Here is a 16,582-nt window from a genome sequence, read left to right on the forward strand (position 1 = left end):
GGATAAAGAGCAGCGGCGGATGGAGACGGCGCAGCTGCTGGCGGAAATCGGCAGCCAGGCGGGCGACATCGCGCGGACGCAGGGCGAGATTGCGGCGACCAGAGCGGCCACGGAGAAGATGAAGAACATCTCGCCGGACCAGAAGAAGGACGCCGAAGCGCAGTGGCGGAAAGCGAATCCGGGTCTGGAGCCGACCGCGGCCGACATCACCGGACAGGTCTATCAGACGCTGTACAACCGGGAGATGCTGGCTACAGGCCAGGGAACCGGCGGGTCGGTTCAGCAGGGTATCAGCGCGGCGACCGCGGCGATACAGGGGCTGGCGGGGGGCAACATTGCCCAGGCATTGAGCGGTGCGGCCGCACCTTATCTGGCGGAGCAGATACATAAGCTTACGACCACGAAAGGCCCGGACGGCAAGGACGTGGTGAACGTTCAGGCGAACCTGATAGCGCACGCTGTGGTGGGTGCGGTGACGTCATACGCATCGGGAAATCCGGCACTGGCGGGCGCCTCTGGTGCGGCGATGGGCGAGTACATCGCGCAGCAGATGTATCCGGGGGTCAAGCGCGAAGACCTGAGTGAGGAGCAGCGGCAGACCATCAGCGCGCTGGGCACGCTGGCGGCGGGCCTGGCGGGCGGCATTGCCGGAGACAGCGCGGGCGGTGCGGTGGCGGGCGCGCAGGCGGGGAGAAATGCGGTTGAGAATAACTGGCTGAGCGTTCAGGAAGCCGACAGAAAGAGACAGCTGGAGACGAAGCGCGACTACCTGAAACAGGAACTGACATCGGCTGAAACGAAAGAACTGGCAGATATTAATCAGTCAGATAAAGCGCGTAATAAAGCAATAAAATCGGCCTGCACTGATGGCAATAAAGGTGGAGCGGCCTGTGGTGCTCTGATTGGCCCGGCACAGGATGCACTGAAGAAGTACGGTGAAAATGCCACCTACTCATTATTGTACAAAGATTTATACCCACAGGATGTGAAAAATCTGGAAGGTGTTTTGCAGGGACTGGATGCAGGCAGCATCAGCCGCGACCAGGCCATCACAGCAATAGCAAAGGCCTCCGGTGTAAGCTGGGAAACAGCAGCAGGCCGTTATGATACAGCAATGCAAACTCAGGAGCTGACTGCCGCTCTGGCTGGTGCTTATGGGCTGAAGAGTGTAATTAAGGAACCGACAAAAGAGAGTTCAGCTAAACAACAATCTCAGCCTTCAACGGGAAGAACAGCAGAGCCAAATAGAATTGCTGTTGACGAGGAAGCTTCAGGATGGTCACAGTACGATAAATACCGTAATGAAAGTGGAGACTGGAACTGGCCTGCAAAATTAGGTTTTGCCGAAGAACCAGTTAAAACAACGCTTCCTGTAGGTACTCGTTTGGATAGGTATGGAGAACCAAGTAGGTCTTTCCTGGCACCTAAGGGAACTCCTTATGAACAGCGCGCTCTTGCTCCTGGAGCGGGCGCAGAAAAATATTATGAATATGAGGTCATTAAACCTTTGCCAGTCATACAAGGAAAAATAGCCCCTGCTTTCGGTGAGGCTGGAGGAGGCATTCAGATTCTGCCTAATATGCAAGAGCGTGTGAATGTTGAATGGCTTCTGAAAAATGAATATATCCGTGAGGTTCACTAATATGCTAAGTATTGAGGAATTGCAAAAGAAAGTTGATGAACTGATTTTCAAAGCAGGCCTGCCAAGGCTTTCAGTTAATCTTTGTACAGCTCCTATTGGTGATGGAACTCCTTATATTTCATTTGAGAACGAAAAGTATAATTACATTTGTTCCGAAAGAGGATATGAGTTCTCCAGAAAGGTTACAGATTCAACAGATGAGCTACTTTATTGGATTATGTCAGAGCTTGCTTATAAGATCGCATTTCAATATGAATTAGAAAATCGTATTGGGGGTAGAGATGGAAGGCGTATTGCTTTTCCAAATTATATTGAGCTAATGACGAAAATGAATTCGTCATGGAAATCAAAAGCAGAAGATGAAATTGAAAAAACTCTTGCTGCCAGTCCTTACGACGATAGCCTCTACTAATACTTTTAATTCAATTAATCCCGGCTACCGAGCCGGGATGTCTTTACTTGTCGATTACACCCCAGCCAGCCGGATGATCAACTGCCCCGGCCCGGTGATCACCTCGATCTTCTGCCCGGTCGTAAATCCCAGCGCCTCCAGCCATCGACCTTTAATGGTCAGCTGTGGAAGCGGATTCGGCTGGCCTTTATTAGGCCGGTACCCCACTTTGTAATAATGCGCCTGCGATTTGCTTGCGGCGGTTGTGGGCGTGCGGGTATCTGACTTATGATGCGTGTCAGCCATGATCAACTCCTCGTTAGTTGCTTATGGTCAGCGGGCTGTCGGTGGTGAGACACCCTCAGTCCGCGCTAAAAAATCTCTCGTTGTGCTCTTCCTGTTCCGTTTTCTCCTGTTCAAATATACACCTTCTGCCGGGTAAACTCGCTTAAAGCCAGGTAATAAACTGCGAGGCGCCTCTGAAAATGGATTCTTTTTTCCGGTCCGCAATTCGCTTATCTTTTCTTGCTGTGGCCTTCTGTACTATCTGTTGCGGAGAGCCTTTCATGCTGTGAACCCCCGTCAGTCTATCTGCCGGATCACGCCCGTATCTTTGCCAAAACCGGTAACAAAGGGATTTCACCGCTTGTGAATGCAGCCGTTTCGAGTGCGATCGGCAGCGACAGCCACTACCTGGTCGAGGCCGATCCGCGGCTTTGTTAATCAGAGTCACGCTGTCGGATGGCACACGGCAGACCGTACTGGTGCCGCAGGTTTATGCGAAGGTAAAACAGGGTGACTTAACCGGCGACGGCGCGTTGATCGGGGGCGGTAGCGTGGCGCTGAACGCCCGCAACGACATCACCAACATCGGCAACACCGTTATGTATTAATAATCTTGGGCTTCAAGCTTCAGAGACTATCGTCCCGGGCGGAGTGGGAGCCGGTGGGGCGGAAGACAGCGGCGGAAGCTGCTGCTGCGAAAGCAGAAAATGTGGCGACTAATACGGCGAAGAATAATCTATCATGGAAAGCAGGTGACTATCTTAATGACTTTAAACCCTCCCCTACAATCTTCTTCATTGCTGGGTTATTTCTGTTGCTTTTCCAACCTCAGAACTCTCCTAAAAGCTGGCCCTGATAGCGAAGCGACTCATTTCCTCCATTTATCTGATGTTGCATTTTCGGTCCATCTGTAAAACTTCATCTCAACAAACACGGCGCGTCGCGCACGCCGGTTATGCCTCAGTTAACGAGGATGCTTTAGCAGCAGGATTGCGCGGTAACACTTTTCAGGAGGAACTTCCTGTGAATAAATCAATGTTAGCGGGTATCGGTATTGGTGTAGCAGCAGCGCTGGGTGTTGCAGCCGTAGCAGGCATGAATGTGTTTGATCGCGGTCCTCAATACGCTCAGGTGCTGGCTGCAACGCCGATCAAAGAGAGCATCAAACAGCCACGTCAGGAGTGCCGTAATGTCACGCTGACTCACCGTCGGGCCGTACAGGATGAAAATCGTCTTGCTGGCTCTGTATTAGGTGCAGTGGCAGGTGGAGTGCTGGGTCACCAGTTTGGTGGCGGTCGCGGCAGGGATGTAGCGACAGTAGCGGGTGCGGTAGCGGGAGGTTATGCCGGTAATCAGGTCCAGGGCGGACTGCAGGATCGGGATACTTACACCACAACCGAACAGCGCTGCAAAACAGTTTACGACAAACAAGAGAAAAAACTGGGATATGACGTGACCTATAAAATAGGCGATCAACAGGGTAAAATCCGTATGGAAAATGACCCCGGCACGCGTATTCCACTGGATCGCAATGGTCAGCTGGTTCTCAACGGCGATCAGGCGTAATTGGGCAAAGCTTTGCCGCTCACGCGGCCACACAGCACAACGTAATACTGAAGTAATGAAAAAGGCGCATCTTAGGGATGCGCCTTTTTTTATCGCCATTTCCCGCGCTTTACCGATTAGCTCAGTAATGCGCGGGCAGGGACATTACGCCTGATGCTCAGCCAGTTGTGAGACAAAGCCATGCACCCACTCAAGCCGCACCTTCCTTTCCGATAGCTCACGGGTAAAACGCAGGCGTGTCGGTCCATCCAGCTTCCACTGCTGAGGCTCTTTCTGCAGCAGGCTAATCAGCCATGTTGGATCCACCTTGTTCTTCGGCGCGAAATCGAAATAACCGCCTTTGTCGCTGGCTTCGATCTTACGCAGGCCGACAGCGCGGGCCTTCAGCCGGATAATCGCCACATCCAGCAGGTTACGCGCCGGGTCGGGCAGCAGGCCGAAGCGGTCAATCATCTCAACCTTCAGCTCCTGCAACTCCTCTTCAGCCTCGGCGCTGGCGATGCGTTTGTAGAGAGAAAGACGGGTGCTGACATCCGGGATAAAGGTCTCGGGCAGCAGGGCGGGCATCCGCAGTTCGACTTCAGTCTGGTTACTGGTGAGATCTTCCAGTGACGGCTCGCGACCCTCTTTCAGCGCATCGACTGCATTTTCCAGCAGCTCCATATAGAGTGTGAAGCCCAGCGTCTCCATCTGTCCGCTCTGCTCATCACCTAGCAGCTCGCCAGCACCGCGAATCTCCAGGTCGTGCGTAGCCAGCGCAAAACCGGCCCCCAGATCTTCCAGTGAAGCGATCGCCTCAAGACGTTTATGCGCATCGGCGGTCATCGACTTCGGATGCGGCGTTAACAGCCAGGCATAAGCCTGATGATGCGAACGGCCAACGCGACCACGCAGCTGATGCAGCTGCGCCAGGCCAAAGTGATCGGCCCGCTCAATGATGATGGTATTGGCGGTCGGAATGTCGATACCGGTTTCGATAATGGTGGTACAGACCAGCACGTTGAAACGCTGATGGTGAAAATCGTTCATCACCCGTTCCAGGTCACGCTCACGCATCTGGCCATGACCAATCGCGACACGCGCTTCCGGCACCAGATCGCTGAGACGCTGCGCCGCTTTCTCAATATTTTCAACGTCGTTGTAGAGGTAATAGACCTGGCCGCCACGCAGAACCTCACGCAGGATCGCTTCGCGGATCACCAGATCGTCAAATTCACGCACAAAGGTTTTCACCGCTAAGCGGCGGGCAGGCGGTGTGGCGATAATCGAGAGATCGCGCATGCCGCTCATGGCCATATTCAGGGTACGCGGGATCGGGGTTGCGGTCAGGGTCAGAATGTCCACATCGGCACGCATCGCCTTGATGCGCTCTTTGTGACGCACCCCGAAGCGGTGCTCTTCATCAACAATCAGCAGGCCGAGATCGTGCCATTTGAGGTCGCTCATCAGCAGCTTATGGGTGCCGATTAAAATGTCGATCTTGCCGTCGCTGGCCTGTTCCAATACCTGCGTCTGCTCTTTGGCGGTACGGAAACGGGACAGCATCTCAATGCGAACCGGCCAGTTAGCGAAGCGATCGCGGAAGTTATCGTAGTGCTGCTGGGCCAGCAGGGTGGTTGGCACCAGCACGGCCACCTGTTTATGGTTTTCAATCGCCAGAAACGCAGCGCGCATTGCCACTTCGGTTTTACCGAAGCCGACGTCGCCGCACACCAGTCGGTCCATCGCCAGCGGCTGGCACATATCACTCAGCACCGCGTTGATTGCCTGCGCCTGATCCGGTGTGGTTTCAAACGGGAAGCTTTCGCAGAACAGCTGATACTGCTCACGATTATGCCTGAAGGCAAAGCCAGTTTTGGCGGCGCGCTGAGCATAGATATCCAGCAGTTCAGCCGCCACATCACGTACTTTCTCCGCCGCTTTCTGCCGTGCGCGTGACCAGGCATCGCTGCCCAGTTTATGCAGCGGGGCGTTATCGTCCGCGCCACCCGCATAGCGGCTGATCAGGTGCAGCGACGAAACCGGCACATAGAGTTTTGCGTCGTTGGCGTAGGAGAGCATCAGGTATTCCGCCTCAATGCCGCCCGCTTCCAGCGTAGTCAGGCCGATATAGCGACCGACACCGTGCTCCAGATGCACTACCGGCTGGCCGGGACTCAGCTCTGCCAGGTTACGGATCAGGATGTCCGGATTGATGGTGCGGCGGGTATCCTGACGGCGACGGCTGACGCGTTCGCCCAGCAGATCGCTTTCGCAAATCAGCGCCCGATTGCCCAGGGTATCAATGAAGCCGCGCTCGCTGGCACCAATCATCAGGCTGAAACGATCTTCGACGATTTCATCAAGCCGATGCACTGGCTGAGGACGCAGTTTAATGCGGGCCAGTAACTCCTGCAGGCTCTCGCGACGGCCTTCACTTTCTACTGAGAAGACCACCGCACCGCTGAAGGTTTCAATAAACTGACGCAGATGATCGAGCGGCGCTTTGGCCTGCGCCTGTACGGCCAGATCGGGCAGCGGGGTATAACCGAGATTGGTATTCGCCGCTTTGGCGGGCAGTACCTCATTGGTCATCTGGATGCGCGGCCAGGCTTTCAGCTCACCCATTAACGCATCGGGACGCAGCCACAGGCTGACCGGCTCCAGCAAGGGACGCATCGGATCAACACGGCGGTTCTCATAACGCGCCTCGGCATCCTGCCAGAAGCGGCTGGCGCTGCCTTCCAGATCGCCGCAGTTCACAATCAGGGTGTTGTCCGGCAAATAGCTGAACAGGCTGGGTAACGGCTGTTCAAAAAACAGCGGCTGCCAGTATTCGATGCCCGCAGGTAGCGTACCTTTACTCACCTGCTGATAGACATGCTCCGACTCGCGGCGCACATCAAAAATTTCGCGCCAGCGGCTGCGGAACAGTTCGATGGCGGCTTTGTCGCTGGGGAACTCATGCGCAGGCAGCAGGTTGATCTCCGGCACCGCTTCCAGCGTTCGCTGACTGTCGACGTCGAACAGGCGCAGGCTGTCGATCTCATCATCGAAAAAGTCGATGCGGTAGGGCTGATCGCTGCCCATCGGGAACAGGTCGAGCAGGGCGCCACGCGTGGCGTATTCACCGTGCTCCATCACCTGATCGACATGGCGATAACCAGCTTGCTCAAGCTGATCGCGCAGGCGGTCGCGTGACAGTTTTTGTCCCTGTTTCATCACCAGCGCATGGCCGTGCAGGAAACTGTGCGGGCAGACACGCTGCATCAGGGTATTGACCGGCATGATCAGCATACCGCGCTGCATTACCGGCAGCTGGTAGAGGGTCGACAGGCGCGCAGAGATAATATCCTGATGCGGCGAGAAGCTGTCGTAGGGCAGCGTTTCCCAGTCGGCGAGGTGTGCCACCGGCAGATCGGTAAACTGGCGGATCTCATCCAGCAGACGCAGGGCGGTTTGGGTATCGGGGGTAATCATCAATACCGGGCCAGCATGGCGTTCGGTAATGCTGGCACACTCCACCGCGTGCGCAGCGCCGATTAACTGGCCGAGCTGGCGGTGATCGCCGGATTTAACGGGCAGGGTATAACGAGTCTGTTCGGGCATGGGATCTCGGGGTTGCTCCATTTTTCCAGGACGTAATCATTCCATATTATGTCAGGGGGATCACCTTTGCGGCACAATTTTCCTGCCGCGCCGCGCTCAACCGGGGGATCGGTCAGCCATTACCCGGCGTCAGGGGTAATGCAGCGGATAGAGAGAGGATAGACGGAGTCTGAGGAGGGATCAGAAAAAACCGCCGTCGCCATGCAGCGACGGGGTTAAACGGGCATTTTATTTTATGGATTGCTGTGTGTAATGCATGCGTGGGCGGTCGATATTTGCCCAGGATAACTCCTGCTCAGGATGATAGCTGAGGTTGCCGTCGTCCCACTTCACGTAGTAGCCGGCTGGTGCGTCTCCCTGCTCAAAGACGTTGATGATTTCGCCTCTGATCTCCCCGGATTTATGTTTAACGATGCTGCCTTTGGGAAATTTCAACATGGTCGCACCCTCTACTGCATGGCGAACAATCACCCTTTACTCTCTTACTGATTGTAGTCTACCCGACCTGGCGCTGAATAATCAGCCAATAAGCGGCGGCTTTATCGGCTATTCCGCGGCTTTGGCGTAAAAGATGACGCATCCGGATGCAACTTTGCTGCCGACTCAGAGGGTTAGAGGTTTCATAAAGCCAGCCGCTCCTTTATCATCCCACTATCTATTTTCAGGCAACGGCTTACTGGATTCCATGTATCAACCTGTCGCGCTATTTATCGGTCTGCGTTATATGCGCGGACGAGCATCGGATCGCTTCGGTCGCTTTGTCTCCTGGCTCTCAACGATTGGCATTACGCTCGGCGTGCTGGCGATGGTCACCGTGTTATCGGTGATGAACGGTTTTGAGCGTGAACTCGAAGGCAATATTCTTGGCCTGATGCCTCAGGCGCTGATTACCAGCGACAAAGGCAGTCTCAATCCCCAACAGCAACCCGCCGCCTCGCTGAATCTGCAGGGCGTTAACCGCATCGCGCCGCTTACCACCGCCAATGTGGTGCTGCAAAGCCCGCGCAGCGTCTCCGTTGGCGTGATGCTGGGCATTAACCCGGATGAAAAAGATCCGCTGACGTCGTTCCTGGTGAATACCCAGCAGAGCGTGCTGCAGGCCGGGCAGTACAATGTGATCCTCGGCGAACAGCTGGCGTCACAGCTTGGCGTAAAACGTGGCGATCAGCTGCGTCTGATGGTGCCGTCGGTCAGCCAGTTCACGCCGATGGGACGTGTACCGAGCCAGCGTCTGTTTACGGTGGCGGGCACCTATGCCGCCAACAGTGAAGTCGATGGTTACCAGATTCTGGTTAATCTTCAGGATGCGTCGCGCGTGATGCGCTATCCGGCCGGGAATATTACCGGCTGGCGACTGTGGCTGGATAAACCGCTGTCGGTTGACAGTCTGAGTCAGCAGACACTGCCCGCGGGCATGGTCTGGAAAGACTGGCGCGAGCGCAAAGGCGATCTCTTCCAGGCGGTGCGCATGGAGAAGAATATGATGGGCCTGCTGTTGAGCCTGATTATCGCCGTAGCCGCCTTTAACATCATCACCTCGTTAGGCCTGCTGATCATGGAGAAGCAGGGCGAAGTGGCGATCCTGCAAACCCAGGGCCTGACGCGGCGGCAAATAGTGGCGGTGTTTATGGTGCAGGGTGCCAGTGCCGGGATTATCGGCACGCTGCTCGGCACGCTGCTTGGTGTTCTGCTCGCCAGCCAGCTCAACAACTTAATGCCGGTGATTGGCCTGTTCCTTGATGGCGCCGCATTGCCGGTTGATATTAATGTGTGGCAGGTGGTCACCATCGCCCTCAGCGCGATGATTGTGGCGCTGTTGTCTACGCTCTATCCTTCGTGGCGCGCTGCCGCCGTTCAACCTGCTGAGGCTTTACGTTATGAGTAACACTCCTTTGTTGCAGTGCCGCGACCTGTGCAAACGCTATCAGGAAGGCAGCGTGCAGACCGATGTGCTGCGCAATGTGGCTTTCAGCCTCCAGCCCGGTGAACTGACGGCGATTGTCGGCAGCTCCGGTTCCGGTAAAAGTACGCTGCTGCATCTGCTGGGCGGCCTGGATGCACCGACGTCGGGCGACGTGGTGTTTGATGGTCAGTCACTGAATGCCATGTCCTCGTCGGCCAAAGCCGAGCTGCGTAACCGCGAGCTGGGCTTTATCTATCAGTTTCACCATCTGCTGCCAGACTTCAGCGCGCTGGAGAACGTGGCGATGCCGCTGCTGATTGGCAAAACCGCCAAAGCAGAAGCGCAGGATCGCGCACGTGAGATGCTGGCTGCGGTCGGGCTGGACCATCGCGCTGCACACCGCCCGTCTGAACTGTCAGGCGGCGAACGCCAGCGCGTGGCGATCGCCCGTGCGCTGGTGAACCGTCCACGTCTGGTAATGGCCGATGAGCCAACCGGCAACCTGGATGCGCGTAATGCCGACGCTATTTTTGAATTGCTGGGCGAACTGAACGTCCGTCAGGGCACCGCGTTTCTGGTGGTGACTCACGATCTGATGCTGGCAAAACGCATGACGCGTCAGATGGAGATGCGTGATGGTCAGTTAAGCGATCAGCTCACCATGGCAGGAGCGCTGTAATGGGTTCGTCGTTATCCCTGTTGCTGGGCCTGCGCTTTAGCCGTGGCCGCCGTCGTGGCGGCATGGTCTCGCTGATTTCGGTGATCTCCACTATCGGGATTGCGCTGGGCGTGGCGGTACTGATTATCGGTCTGAGCGCCATGAACGGTTTTGAGCGTGAGCTGAACAACCGCATTCTGGCGGTGGTGCCGCACGGTGAGATTGAGGCGGTCAATCAGCCGTTTCAGCACTGGCAGTCGATGATTGCCCCGATTGAAAAGGTACCCGGCATTGCGGCGGCTGCCCCTTACGTGAACTTCACCGGCCTGATTGAGAGCGGTGCCAGGCTGGAAGCGCTGCAGGTGAAGGGCGTCGATCCGGCACAGGAGCCGCGCCTCAGCGCACTCCCACAGTTTGTGGCCGATAACGCCTGGTCCTCTTTTGCCGCCGGTAAGCAGCAGATCATTCTGGGCGGTGGCATCGCTAAATCACTCAACGTGAAGCAGGGCGACTGGATCACCATCATGATCCCTAACAATGATGGTGATAACAAACTGCTGCAGCCAAAACGTATCCGGCTGCAGGTCAGCGGGATCCTGCAACTGAGCGGCATGCTCGATCACAGTCTGGCGCTGGTGCCGCTGGCCGATGCGCAGAACTATCTGGATATGGGTGACAGCGTCTCCGGCATCGCCCTGAAGATGACCGACCCGTTCCAGGCGGTGAAACTGGTGCGCGATGCTGGTGAAGCGACCCGCTCTTACGTCTACATCAAGAGCTGGATTGGCACTTACGGCTATATGTACCGCGACATTCAGATGATCCGCGCCATTATGTATCTGGCGATGGTGCTGGTGATTGGCGTCGCCTGCTTTAACATCGTCTCTACGCTGGTCATGGCGGTAAAAGATAAGAGCAGTGACATTGCGGTGCTGCGTACACTCGGCGCTAAAGACCGGCTGATTCGCGCCATCTTTATCTGGTACGGTTTGCTGGCCGGCCTGCTGGGCAGCGTCAGCGGCGTGGTCGCGGGCGTGCTGGTGGCGCTGAACCTGACCTCTCTGGTGCGCGGGCTGGAGTCAATTACCGGTCATCACCTGCTGGCGGGTGATATCTACTTCATTGATTTCCTGCCCTCGGAACTGCACTGGATTGATGTGCTCTCAGTATTGATCACCGCGATTCTGCTAAGTCTGCTGGCCAGCTGGTATCCCGCCAGACGCGCCAGCCGCATTGACCCGGCTCGGGTATTAAGCGGTCAGTGATGAAATGCGGCGCGAATCCTTTTCGCGCCGCATCTGTTTAAGACCTTTGCTGTAGGGTTGTGCCCTCAGCAACCGTTACTATCGGGTGATGTTGACCCGGAATCTGTTTAGAGCGGCTCGCCGCAGCTGCTACGCCAGGAGATTTTATGCGTACACCACGTCGCCGCATACGACTTGCCCGCCTGAAGAAAACCCGGAGAAAAGTGCATCAGCGCTTTCGCCAGCGCATTTTTGAGCGCGATCGTCAGGCCGAACTGGCCGCCCATCCTCAGCCGCATGTTGTGGTGCTGACCGGGGCAGGTATCTCAGCGGAGTCCGGCATCCGGACCTTCCGCGCGGCTGACGGCCTGTGGGAAGAGCATCACGTTGAAGATGTTGCGACGCCCGAAGGCTTTCAGCGCGATCCCGCGCTGGTGCAGCGTTTTTACAATGCGCGCCGCCAGCAGCTGCAGGAGGCGGAGATTCAGCCCAATGCCGCCCATCTGGCGCTGGCAGAGATGGAGCAGGTGTTAGGCGATAACTTTCTGCTGGTCACGCAAAACATCGACAATCTGCACGAGCGTGCAGGGAACAGCCGGGTGCTGCATATGCACGGTGAGCTGTTAAAAGTGCGCTGTGTCACCAGTGGTCAGGTGATTGAGTGGACCGGCGATATTACGCCGGACGATCGCTGCACCTGCTGCCAGTTCCCCTCCGCGCTGCGGCCGCACGTGGTGTGGTTTGGTGAGATGCCGCTGGGCATGGAGCAGATCTATCAGGCGCTGGAACAGGCCGATTACTTTATCGCTATCGGCACCTCAGGCCATGTTTATCCCGCTGCGGGCTTCGTTCATGAAGCGAAACTGCAGGGCGCGCACACCGTTGAGCTGAACCTGGAGACGAGCCAGGTGGGCAACGAATTTGCCGAGCGGCATTACGGTCTGGCGAGCGAAGTGGTGCCGGAGTTCGTGCATAAGCTGTTGCGCGGTCTTTATAAGTAATAGGGGGTGGCTATGGCCGCCCCCTGCTTTTTTGGTAACCATGTGGGGAGGGTTATCCACATGGCGAGGTTTGCCGCAACAATCTCGTCATCAGTCGTTTTTTTCGGGCTTATTGCTTTCCCAAGGGGCATCGACAGCGCTAACCTGTCTGCGAATGATTTTACGCAACGTTGTGACCGCCGGGTCTGTGAATAATACCGGACGGCACTTATAAAGGATGGGCTATGGAACAGTTACTTGAGCGCTTTTTGAGTTATGTGGCAGTTGAGACACAGGCTAAGCCGCAGGCGCGTCAGGTGCCTAGCAGTGAAGGGCAGTGGACGCTGGCGCGTCAGCTGCAGGAAGAGCTGCTGGCACTGGGTTTTGTCGATGTCTCCTTAAGCGATCACTGCTGCGTCATGGGCACCTTGCCCGCCAACGTTGACTGGCCGACGCCGGTCATTGGTTTCATCTCCCACATGGATACCTCGCCTGACTTTACGGCGAAACATGTGAATCCGCAGATCATTGAAAATTATCGCGGCGGAGATATTGCGCTGGGTAACGGCAACGAGATTCTCTCGCCAGTGATGTTCCCGGTGCTGCACAAGCTGATCGGGCATACGCTGATTACTACCGATGGTAAAACTCTGCTGGGCGCGGATGACAAAGCGGGTATCGCCGAGATCATGACGGCGATGGCGCAACTGGCAAAGAGCGACACGCCGCACGGTGCGATCCGCGTCGCCTTTACGCCCGATGAAGAGATCGGTCGCGGCACCTCACACTTTGATGTGGAAGGCTTTGCCGCTGACTGGGCCTACACCATTGACGGCAGTGATTTAGGTGAGTTCGAATATGAGAACTTCAATGCTGCTTCGGCCACAGTCAAAATCGTCGGTAACAACGTGCACCCTGGCTCCGCCAAAGGGGTAATGGTCAATGCGCTGGATCTGGCAAACCAGTTTCATGCCGCGGTCCCGGCTGGCGAAAAGCCGCAGTACACCGAAGGCTATGAGGGTTTCTACCATCTGCATCAGATCAAAGGCAGTGTAGAGCACGCCGAGATGCTCTATATCATTCGTGACTTCGAAACAGAGAGTTTTGAACAGCGTAAACAGACGCTGCTGCAGATCGCCGCGGAGATTAACAAAACCCTGCACCCCGATTGTTCGGTCACTGTTGAGATCACTAACAGCTATCGCAACATGCGTGAAAAAGTGGAGCCGTTCCCGCACATCATTGATCTGGCTTTACAGGCGATGCGTGACTGCAACATTGAGCCGGTAGTGAAACCGATTCGCGGTGGCACAGATGGCTCGTCTCTGTCGTGGAAGGGATTGCCTTGCCCGAACATCTTTACCGGCGGTTATAACTATCACGGCAAGCATGAGTTCGCATCGCTGAATATCATGGCGAAGTCGGTGGAAGTGATTGTGCGTCTGTCAGAACTGGCGGCGCAGAAGAAGAGTTAAATGAAAAAAGGCTCTCTGCCATAACGGTCAGAGAGCCTTGATTCAGCAGTAGCGCAGGATTGCGCGCTGTGTTTTATTCGTCGTCGCCGAAGTACCAGTAACCGGCATTCACCAGACCAGCGATCTGCGCCAGAACGGCGGGGTCATCCAGCGCATCACCCAGATCTTCCAGCGTGATGCGATAGTGATTCGCCAGAACCGTCATCACATCAGGGCGTGAACATTCAACCCGCTCACCATTGATATAGACCGCGTCGCCAATGGTCAGAACACGCAGACCACCTAACCGGCTCAGGGCATCACCCTGTTGCAACGCATCATAAATTTCATCAGGCTGATAAGGCGGTTCCGGCGGCGCAACGTCGAGTTCGTGACGTGACTGCGAAATAAATTCGCCAAACCACTGCGCGAAATGCTCCGGCTGATTGACCACATCCATCATCAGCTGACGTACCCCTTCAATCTCCTGCGGCAGGATCTCCGACGGGCAATCTCGCGCGGGCACATCCGGATCACTGAAACGAAGGCTGCCCAGTTCATTGGCCAGCGCGTAATCGGCAAAGCCGCTGATTAACTCGCGGCCGCTGGGGGCGCGGAAACCGACGGAATAGTTCAGAGCGTTTTCCAGCGAGTAGCCTTCATGCGGGAATCCAGGCGGGATGTAGAGAATATCGCCCGGTTCCAGCTCTTCATCGATGATGGCATCGAAGGGTTCCACCTGCAGCAGGTCCGGATGCGGGCAGTGCTGCTTCAGCGGCATTTTCTCACCGACGCGCCAGCGACGGCGGCCAGTACCCTGAATAATAAAGACATCATACTGATCAAAATGAGGGCCGACGCCGCCGCCAGGCACGGCAAATGACACCATCAGGTCATCGACACGCCAGTCAGGCAGAAAACGGAAAGGGCGCATCAGCGCGGCTGAGGGTTCATGCCAGTGATTGACCGCCTGGACCAGCAGCGACCAGTTGTTCTCACCCAGATGATCATAGCTCTCGAACGGGCCGTGGCTGACCTGCCATTTGCCATCCTGATGACTGACCAGGCGGCTATCCACCTCGTTTTCCATCGCCAGTCCGGCGAGTTCATCCGGTGAAAGAGGGTCGACAAAGTTTTTAAAACCACGCTTCAGCACTACCGGGCGTTTCTGCCAGTAGCGCTGAATAAAATCGGGCCAGTTAATATCGAGCTGATAGTCCATAAAAGGGTTCCGCTTAGGGCTGTAAATGCCAGCAAGTATAACAGCCCTGAGGGTTTTCTACTCGCGGTGATGTTCCGGTTCCTGGCGCTGGAAGACCACTTCCATGCGTGTTCCGCCCAGCGTGCTGCTGGAGGCGATCACGTTGCCCTCGTATTGCTCAAGAATATCGCGCACCACCGCCAGGCCCAGTCCCTGACCGGGACGCAGGGTATCGGCGCGCTGACCCCGGACAAACACTAAATCGCGCTTGCTCTCAGGAATGCCTGGGCCATCGTCGTCAATATAGAGATGGAGTGCATTTTCGCTCTGAAAAGCGCTGACTTCGATAAACTCCAGGCAGTACTTGCAGGCGTTATCCAGCACGTTACCCAGCACTTCCATAAAGTCATTCTGGTCGCCAATAAAGGACAGCTCCGGTGAGATATCCAGCGTAATCGCCACGCCTTTGCGCTGATAGACTTTATTGAGTGCCGAACAGAGTTTGTCGAGCAGACCGGAAACGGAATGGATATCGCGCTGCAGCGGATTGTGGTCAGCCTGCATACTGGCGCGATGCAAATAGTAACCGACCTGCTGCGAGATACGGCTTATCTGCTCCAGCATTACCGGCTCAGCCTGTTCAACCGTCAGCTCTTTGCCGTTGCGTAGTGAACGCAGGGTACTCTGCAGCACGGCCAGTGGCGTTTTCAGGCTGTGGGTCAGGTCAGAAAGAGTCGTGCGATAGCGGGTATAGCGCTGTCGCTCATTGGTCAGCAGCAGATTGAGGTTGCGCACCAGGCTGCGCAGTTCCTGCGGTGGATTATCCGCCAGATTCTCTCGCTGGCTGGTCTCCAGTTCGCGCACCTGTTGCGTCAGCGCGCCAATCGGCCGCAGACTCCAGTGCGCCGCCAGCCATAACAGCGGAATAATCAGTATCAGGTTGGCCGCCAGTACATAGCTGAACCATGACCAGACAACATCAGAATGCTGCAACTCCTGCGGGATCGAGTCGACTACCACGATGGTGAGCGCAGGCAGATTGGTGGTGGCATCGTAACGGTTAACGGCAACTGAGTGAGTAAAGGTGTCGTTGCTGTCAGTGTCCCAGTCGTTGAGCCGCTGCTTAGCATTCACGTTATTGCCCATCGCCACCATGCTGGTGCGATTGCTGGTATCAATCTCGTAGAAGTCGGGCTTCAGCAGCCATTCACGGCGGATCTTTTTGCGGATATCCGGCACGTCGCGTTGCTGCCACAGCAGCTTACCGTGCTCATCGTAAATGAACACCAGCGTCGGAAAGTTAAGCGTCATCCGTTCCGGCTGGGCGATGGTGAGCTTGTTGTCATGCCATTGCGCCAGCGTAAAGAACAGATTGCTCTCGCCGCGCATCACGCGGTAGGTGTTTTTATCGAAACTCACCACATAGCCAATTACCGCGACCATGCCGTAAGAGAGGGAGAGGAACAGAACTATCGCTGCGGAGGCCAGTAGAAAGCGGGCGCGCAGCGAAATAGGGCGATAACGATTAAACCAGGACATGGTCAGAGATCAAAGCGGTAACCCTGGCCACGCACGGTGGCGATCACGTCGGTAGGGTGCAACGCCAGAATTTTTTTGCGCAGACGACCCATCAGAACGTCGATGGTGTGGCTTTCACGCAGTTCAGCGTC

The 16,582-nt window shown here is 56.0% G+C and carries 15 protein-coding genes; 9 read left to right on the forward strand and 6 right to left on the reverse strand.

Going from position 1 to position 16,582, the window contains the following annotated elements; genetic code table 11:
* On the forward strand, positions 1–1,642 hold a 1,642-nt coding region (locus AC2LB6_RS23600; protein WP_490095325.1), incomplete at its 5' end, for a TNT domain-containing protein.
* Position 1,643: 1 nt separating this feature from the next.
* Complete coding sequence (locus tag AC2LB6_RS23605; protein WP_490095326.1) at positions 1,644–2,054, forward strand: Imm63 family immunity protein; 411 nt, start codon at positions 1,644–1,646, stop codon at positions 2,052–2,054.
* A gap of 54 nt (positions 2,055–2,108) precedes the next feature.
* On the opposite strand, the gene AC2LB6_RS23610 is transcribed toward AC2LB6_RS23605, so the two are convergent.
* Positions 2,109–2,339 carry a SymE family type I addiction module toxin gene (locus tag AC2LB6_RS23610; RefSeq protein WP_490095327.1) on the reverse strand — a complete coding sequence of 77 codons (231 nt, stop codon included), beginning with the start codon at positions 2,337–2,339 and terminating at the stop codon, positions 2,109–2,111.
* 410 nt (positions 2,340–2,749) lie between these two features.
* Between AC2LB6_RS23610 and AC2LB6_RS23615 the strand changes: the two genes are divergently transcribed.
* Together AC2LB6_RS23615 and AC2LB6_RS23620 are read left to right on the forward strand one after the other, a co-directional pair.
* Positions 2,750–2,926 carry a hypothetical protein gene (locus AC2LB6_RS23615; RefSeq protein WP_490095337.1) on the forward strand — a complete coding sequence of 59 codons (177 nt, stop codon included), beginning with the start codon at positions 2,750–2,752 and terminating at the stop codon, positions 2,924–2,926.
* A gap of 415 nt (positions 2,927–3,341) precedes the next feature.
* On the forward strand, positions 3,342–3,884 hold the full coding sequence (locus AC2LB6_RS23620; RefSeq protein ID WP_490095328.1) for a glycine zipper 2TM domain-containing protein: 543 nt from the start codon (positions 3,342–3,344) through the stop codon (positions 3,882–3,884).
* 144 nt (positions 3,885–4,028) lie between these two features.
* Here AC2LB6_RS23620 and mfd read toward each other — a convergent pair whose 3' ends face one another.
* Together mfd and AC2LB6_RS23630 are read right to left on the reverse strand one after the other, a co-directional pair.
* A complete protein-coding gene (gene mfd / locus AC2LB6_RS23625) occupies positions 4,029–7,472 on the reverse strand; it encodes a transcription-repair coupling factor (protein WP_490095329.1) in 3,444 nt (1,147 codons plus the stop codon).
* Between the two features lie 228 nt (positions 7,473–7,700).
* On the reverse strand, positions 7,701–7,910 hold the full coding sequence (locus tag AC2LB6_RS23630) for a hypothetical protein (protein WP_090962155.1): 210 nt from the start codon (positions 7,908–7,910) through the stop codon (positions 7,701–7,703).
* 247 nt (positions 7,911–8,157) lie between these two features.
* Between AC2LB6_RS23630 and lolC the strand changes: the two genes are divergently transcribed.
* From lolC to pepT, 5 genes are all read left to right on the forward strand, one after another.
* A complete protein-coding gene (gene lolC, locus AC2LB6_RS23635; RefSeq protein WP_490095330.1) occupies positions 8,158–9,357 on the forward strand; it encodes a lipoprotein-releasing ABC transporter permease subunit LolC in 1,200 nt (399 codons plus the stop codon).
* Complete coding sequence (gene lolD, locus AC2LB6_RS23640) at positions 9,350–10,054, forward strand: lipoprotein-releasing ABC transporter ATP-binding protein LolD (RefSeq protein ID WP_179896044.1); 705 nt, start codon at positions 9,350–9,352, stop codon at positions 10,052–10,054. The genes lolC and lolD overlap by 8 nt, the downstream gene beginning before the upstream one ends.
* Positions 10,054–11,298 carry a lipoprotein-releasing ABC transporter permease subunit LolE gene (gene lolE / locus AC2LB6_RS23645; protein WP_490095331.1) on the forward strand — a complete coding sequence of 415 codons (1,245 nt, stop codon included), beginning with the start codon at positions 10,054–10,056 and terminating at the stop codon, positions 11,296–11,298. Before lolD ends, lolE begins: the two co-directional genes overlap by 1 nt.
* 146 nt (positions 11,299–11,444) lie before the next feature.
* Positions 11,445–12,278, forward strand: coding sequence for a Sir2 family NAD+-dependent deacetylase (gene cobB / locus AC2LB6_RS23650; RefSeq protein ID WP_490095332.1), 834 nt, complete (start codon positions 11,445–11,447; stop codon positions 12,276–12,278).
* Positions 12,279–12,502: 224 nt separating this feature from the next.
* The gene (gene pepT, locus AC2LB6_RS23655) at positions 12,503–13,732 is read left to right on the forward strand and encodes a peptidase T (RefSeq protein WP_490095333.1); all 1,230 of its coding nucleotides are present in this window, start codon (positions 12,503–12,505) and stop codon (positions 13,730–13,732) included.
* A gap of 73 nt (positions 13,733–13,805) precedes the next feature.
* Here pepT and AC2LB6_RS23660 read toward each other — a convergent pair whose 3' ends face one another.
* The 3 genes from AC2LB6_RS23660 to AC2LB6_RS23670 all read right to left on the reverse strand — a co-directional run.
* Positions 13,806–14,933 carry a ribosomal protein uL16 3-hydroxylase gene (locus AC2LB6_RS23660; RefSeq protein WP_490095334.1) on the reverse strand — a complete coding sequence of 376 codons (1,128 nt, stop codon included), beginning with the start codon at positions 14,931–14,933 and terminating at the stop codon, positions 13,806–13,808.
* A gap of 57 nt (positions 14,934–14,990) precedes the next feature.
* A complete protein-coding gene (phoQ, locus tag AC2LB6_RS23665; RefSeq protein ID WP_490095335.1) occupies positions 14,991–16,451 on the reverse strand; it encodes a two-component system sensor histidine kinase PhoQ in 1,461 nt (486 codons plus the stop codon).
* A 2-nt stretch (positions 16,452–16,453) separates the two neighbouring features.
* Positions 16,454–16,582, reverse strand: a 129-nt coding sequence (locus tag AC2LB6_RS23670; protein ID WP_490095336.1) for a winged helix-turn-helix domain-containing protein, incomplete at its 5' end; no start/stop codon positions are given.

It is taken from the genome of Pantoea sp. RCC30.1 (genome assembly GCF_058148845.1).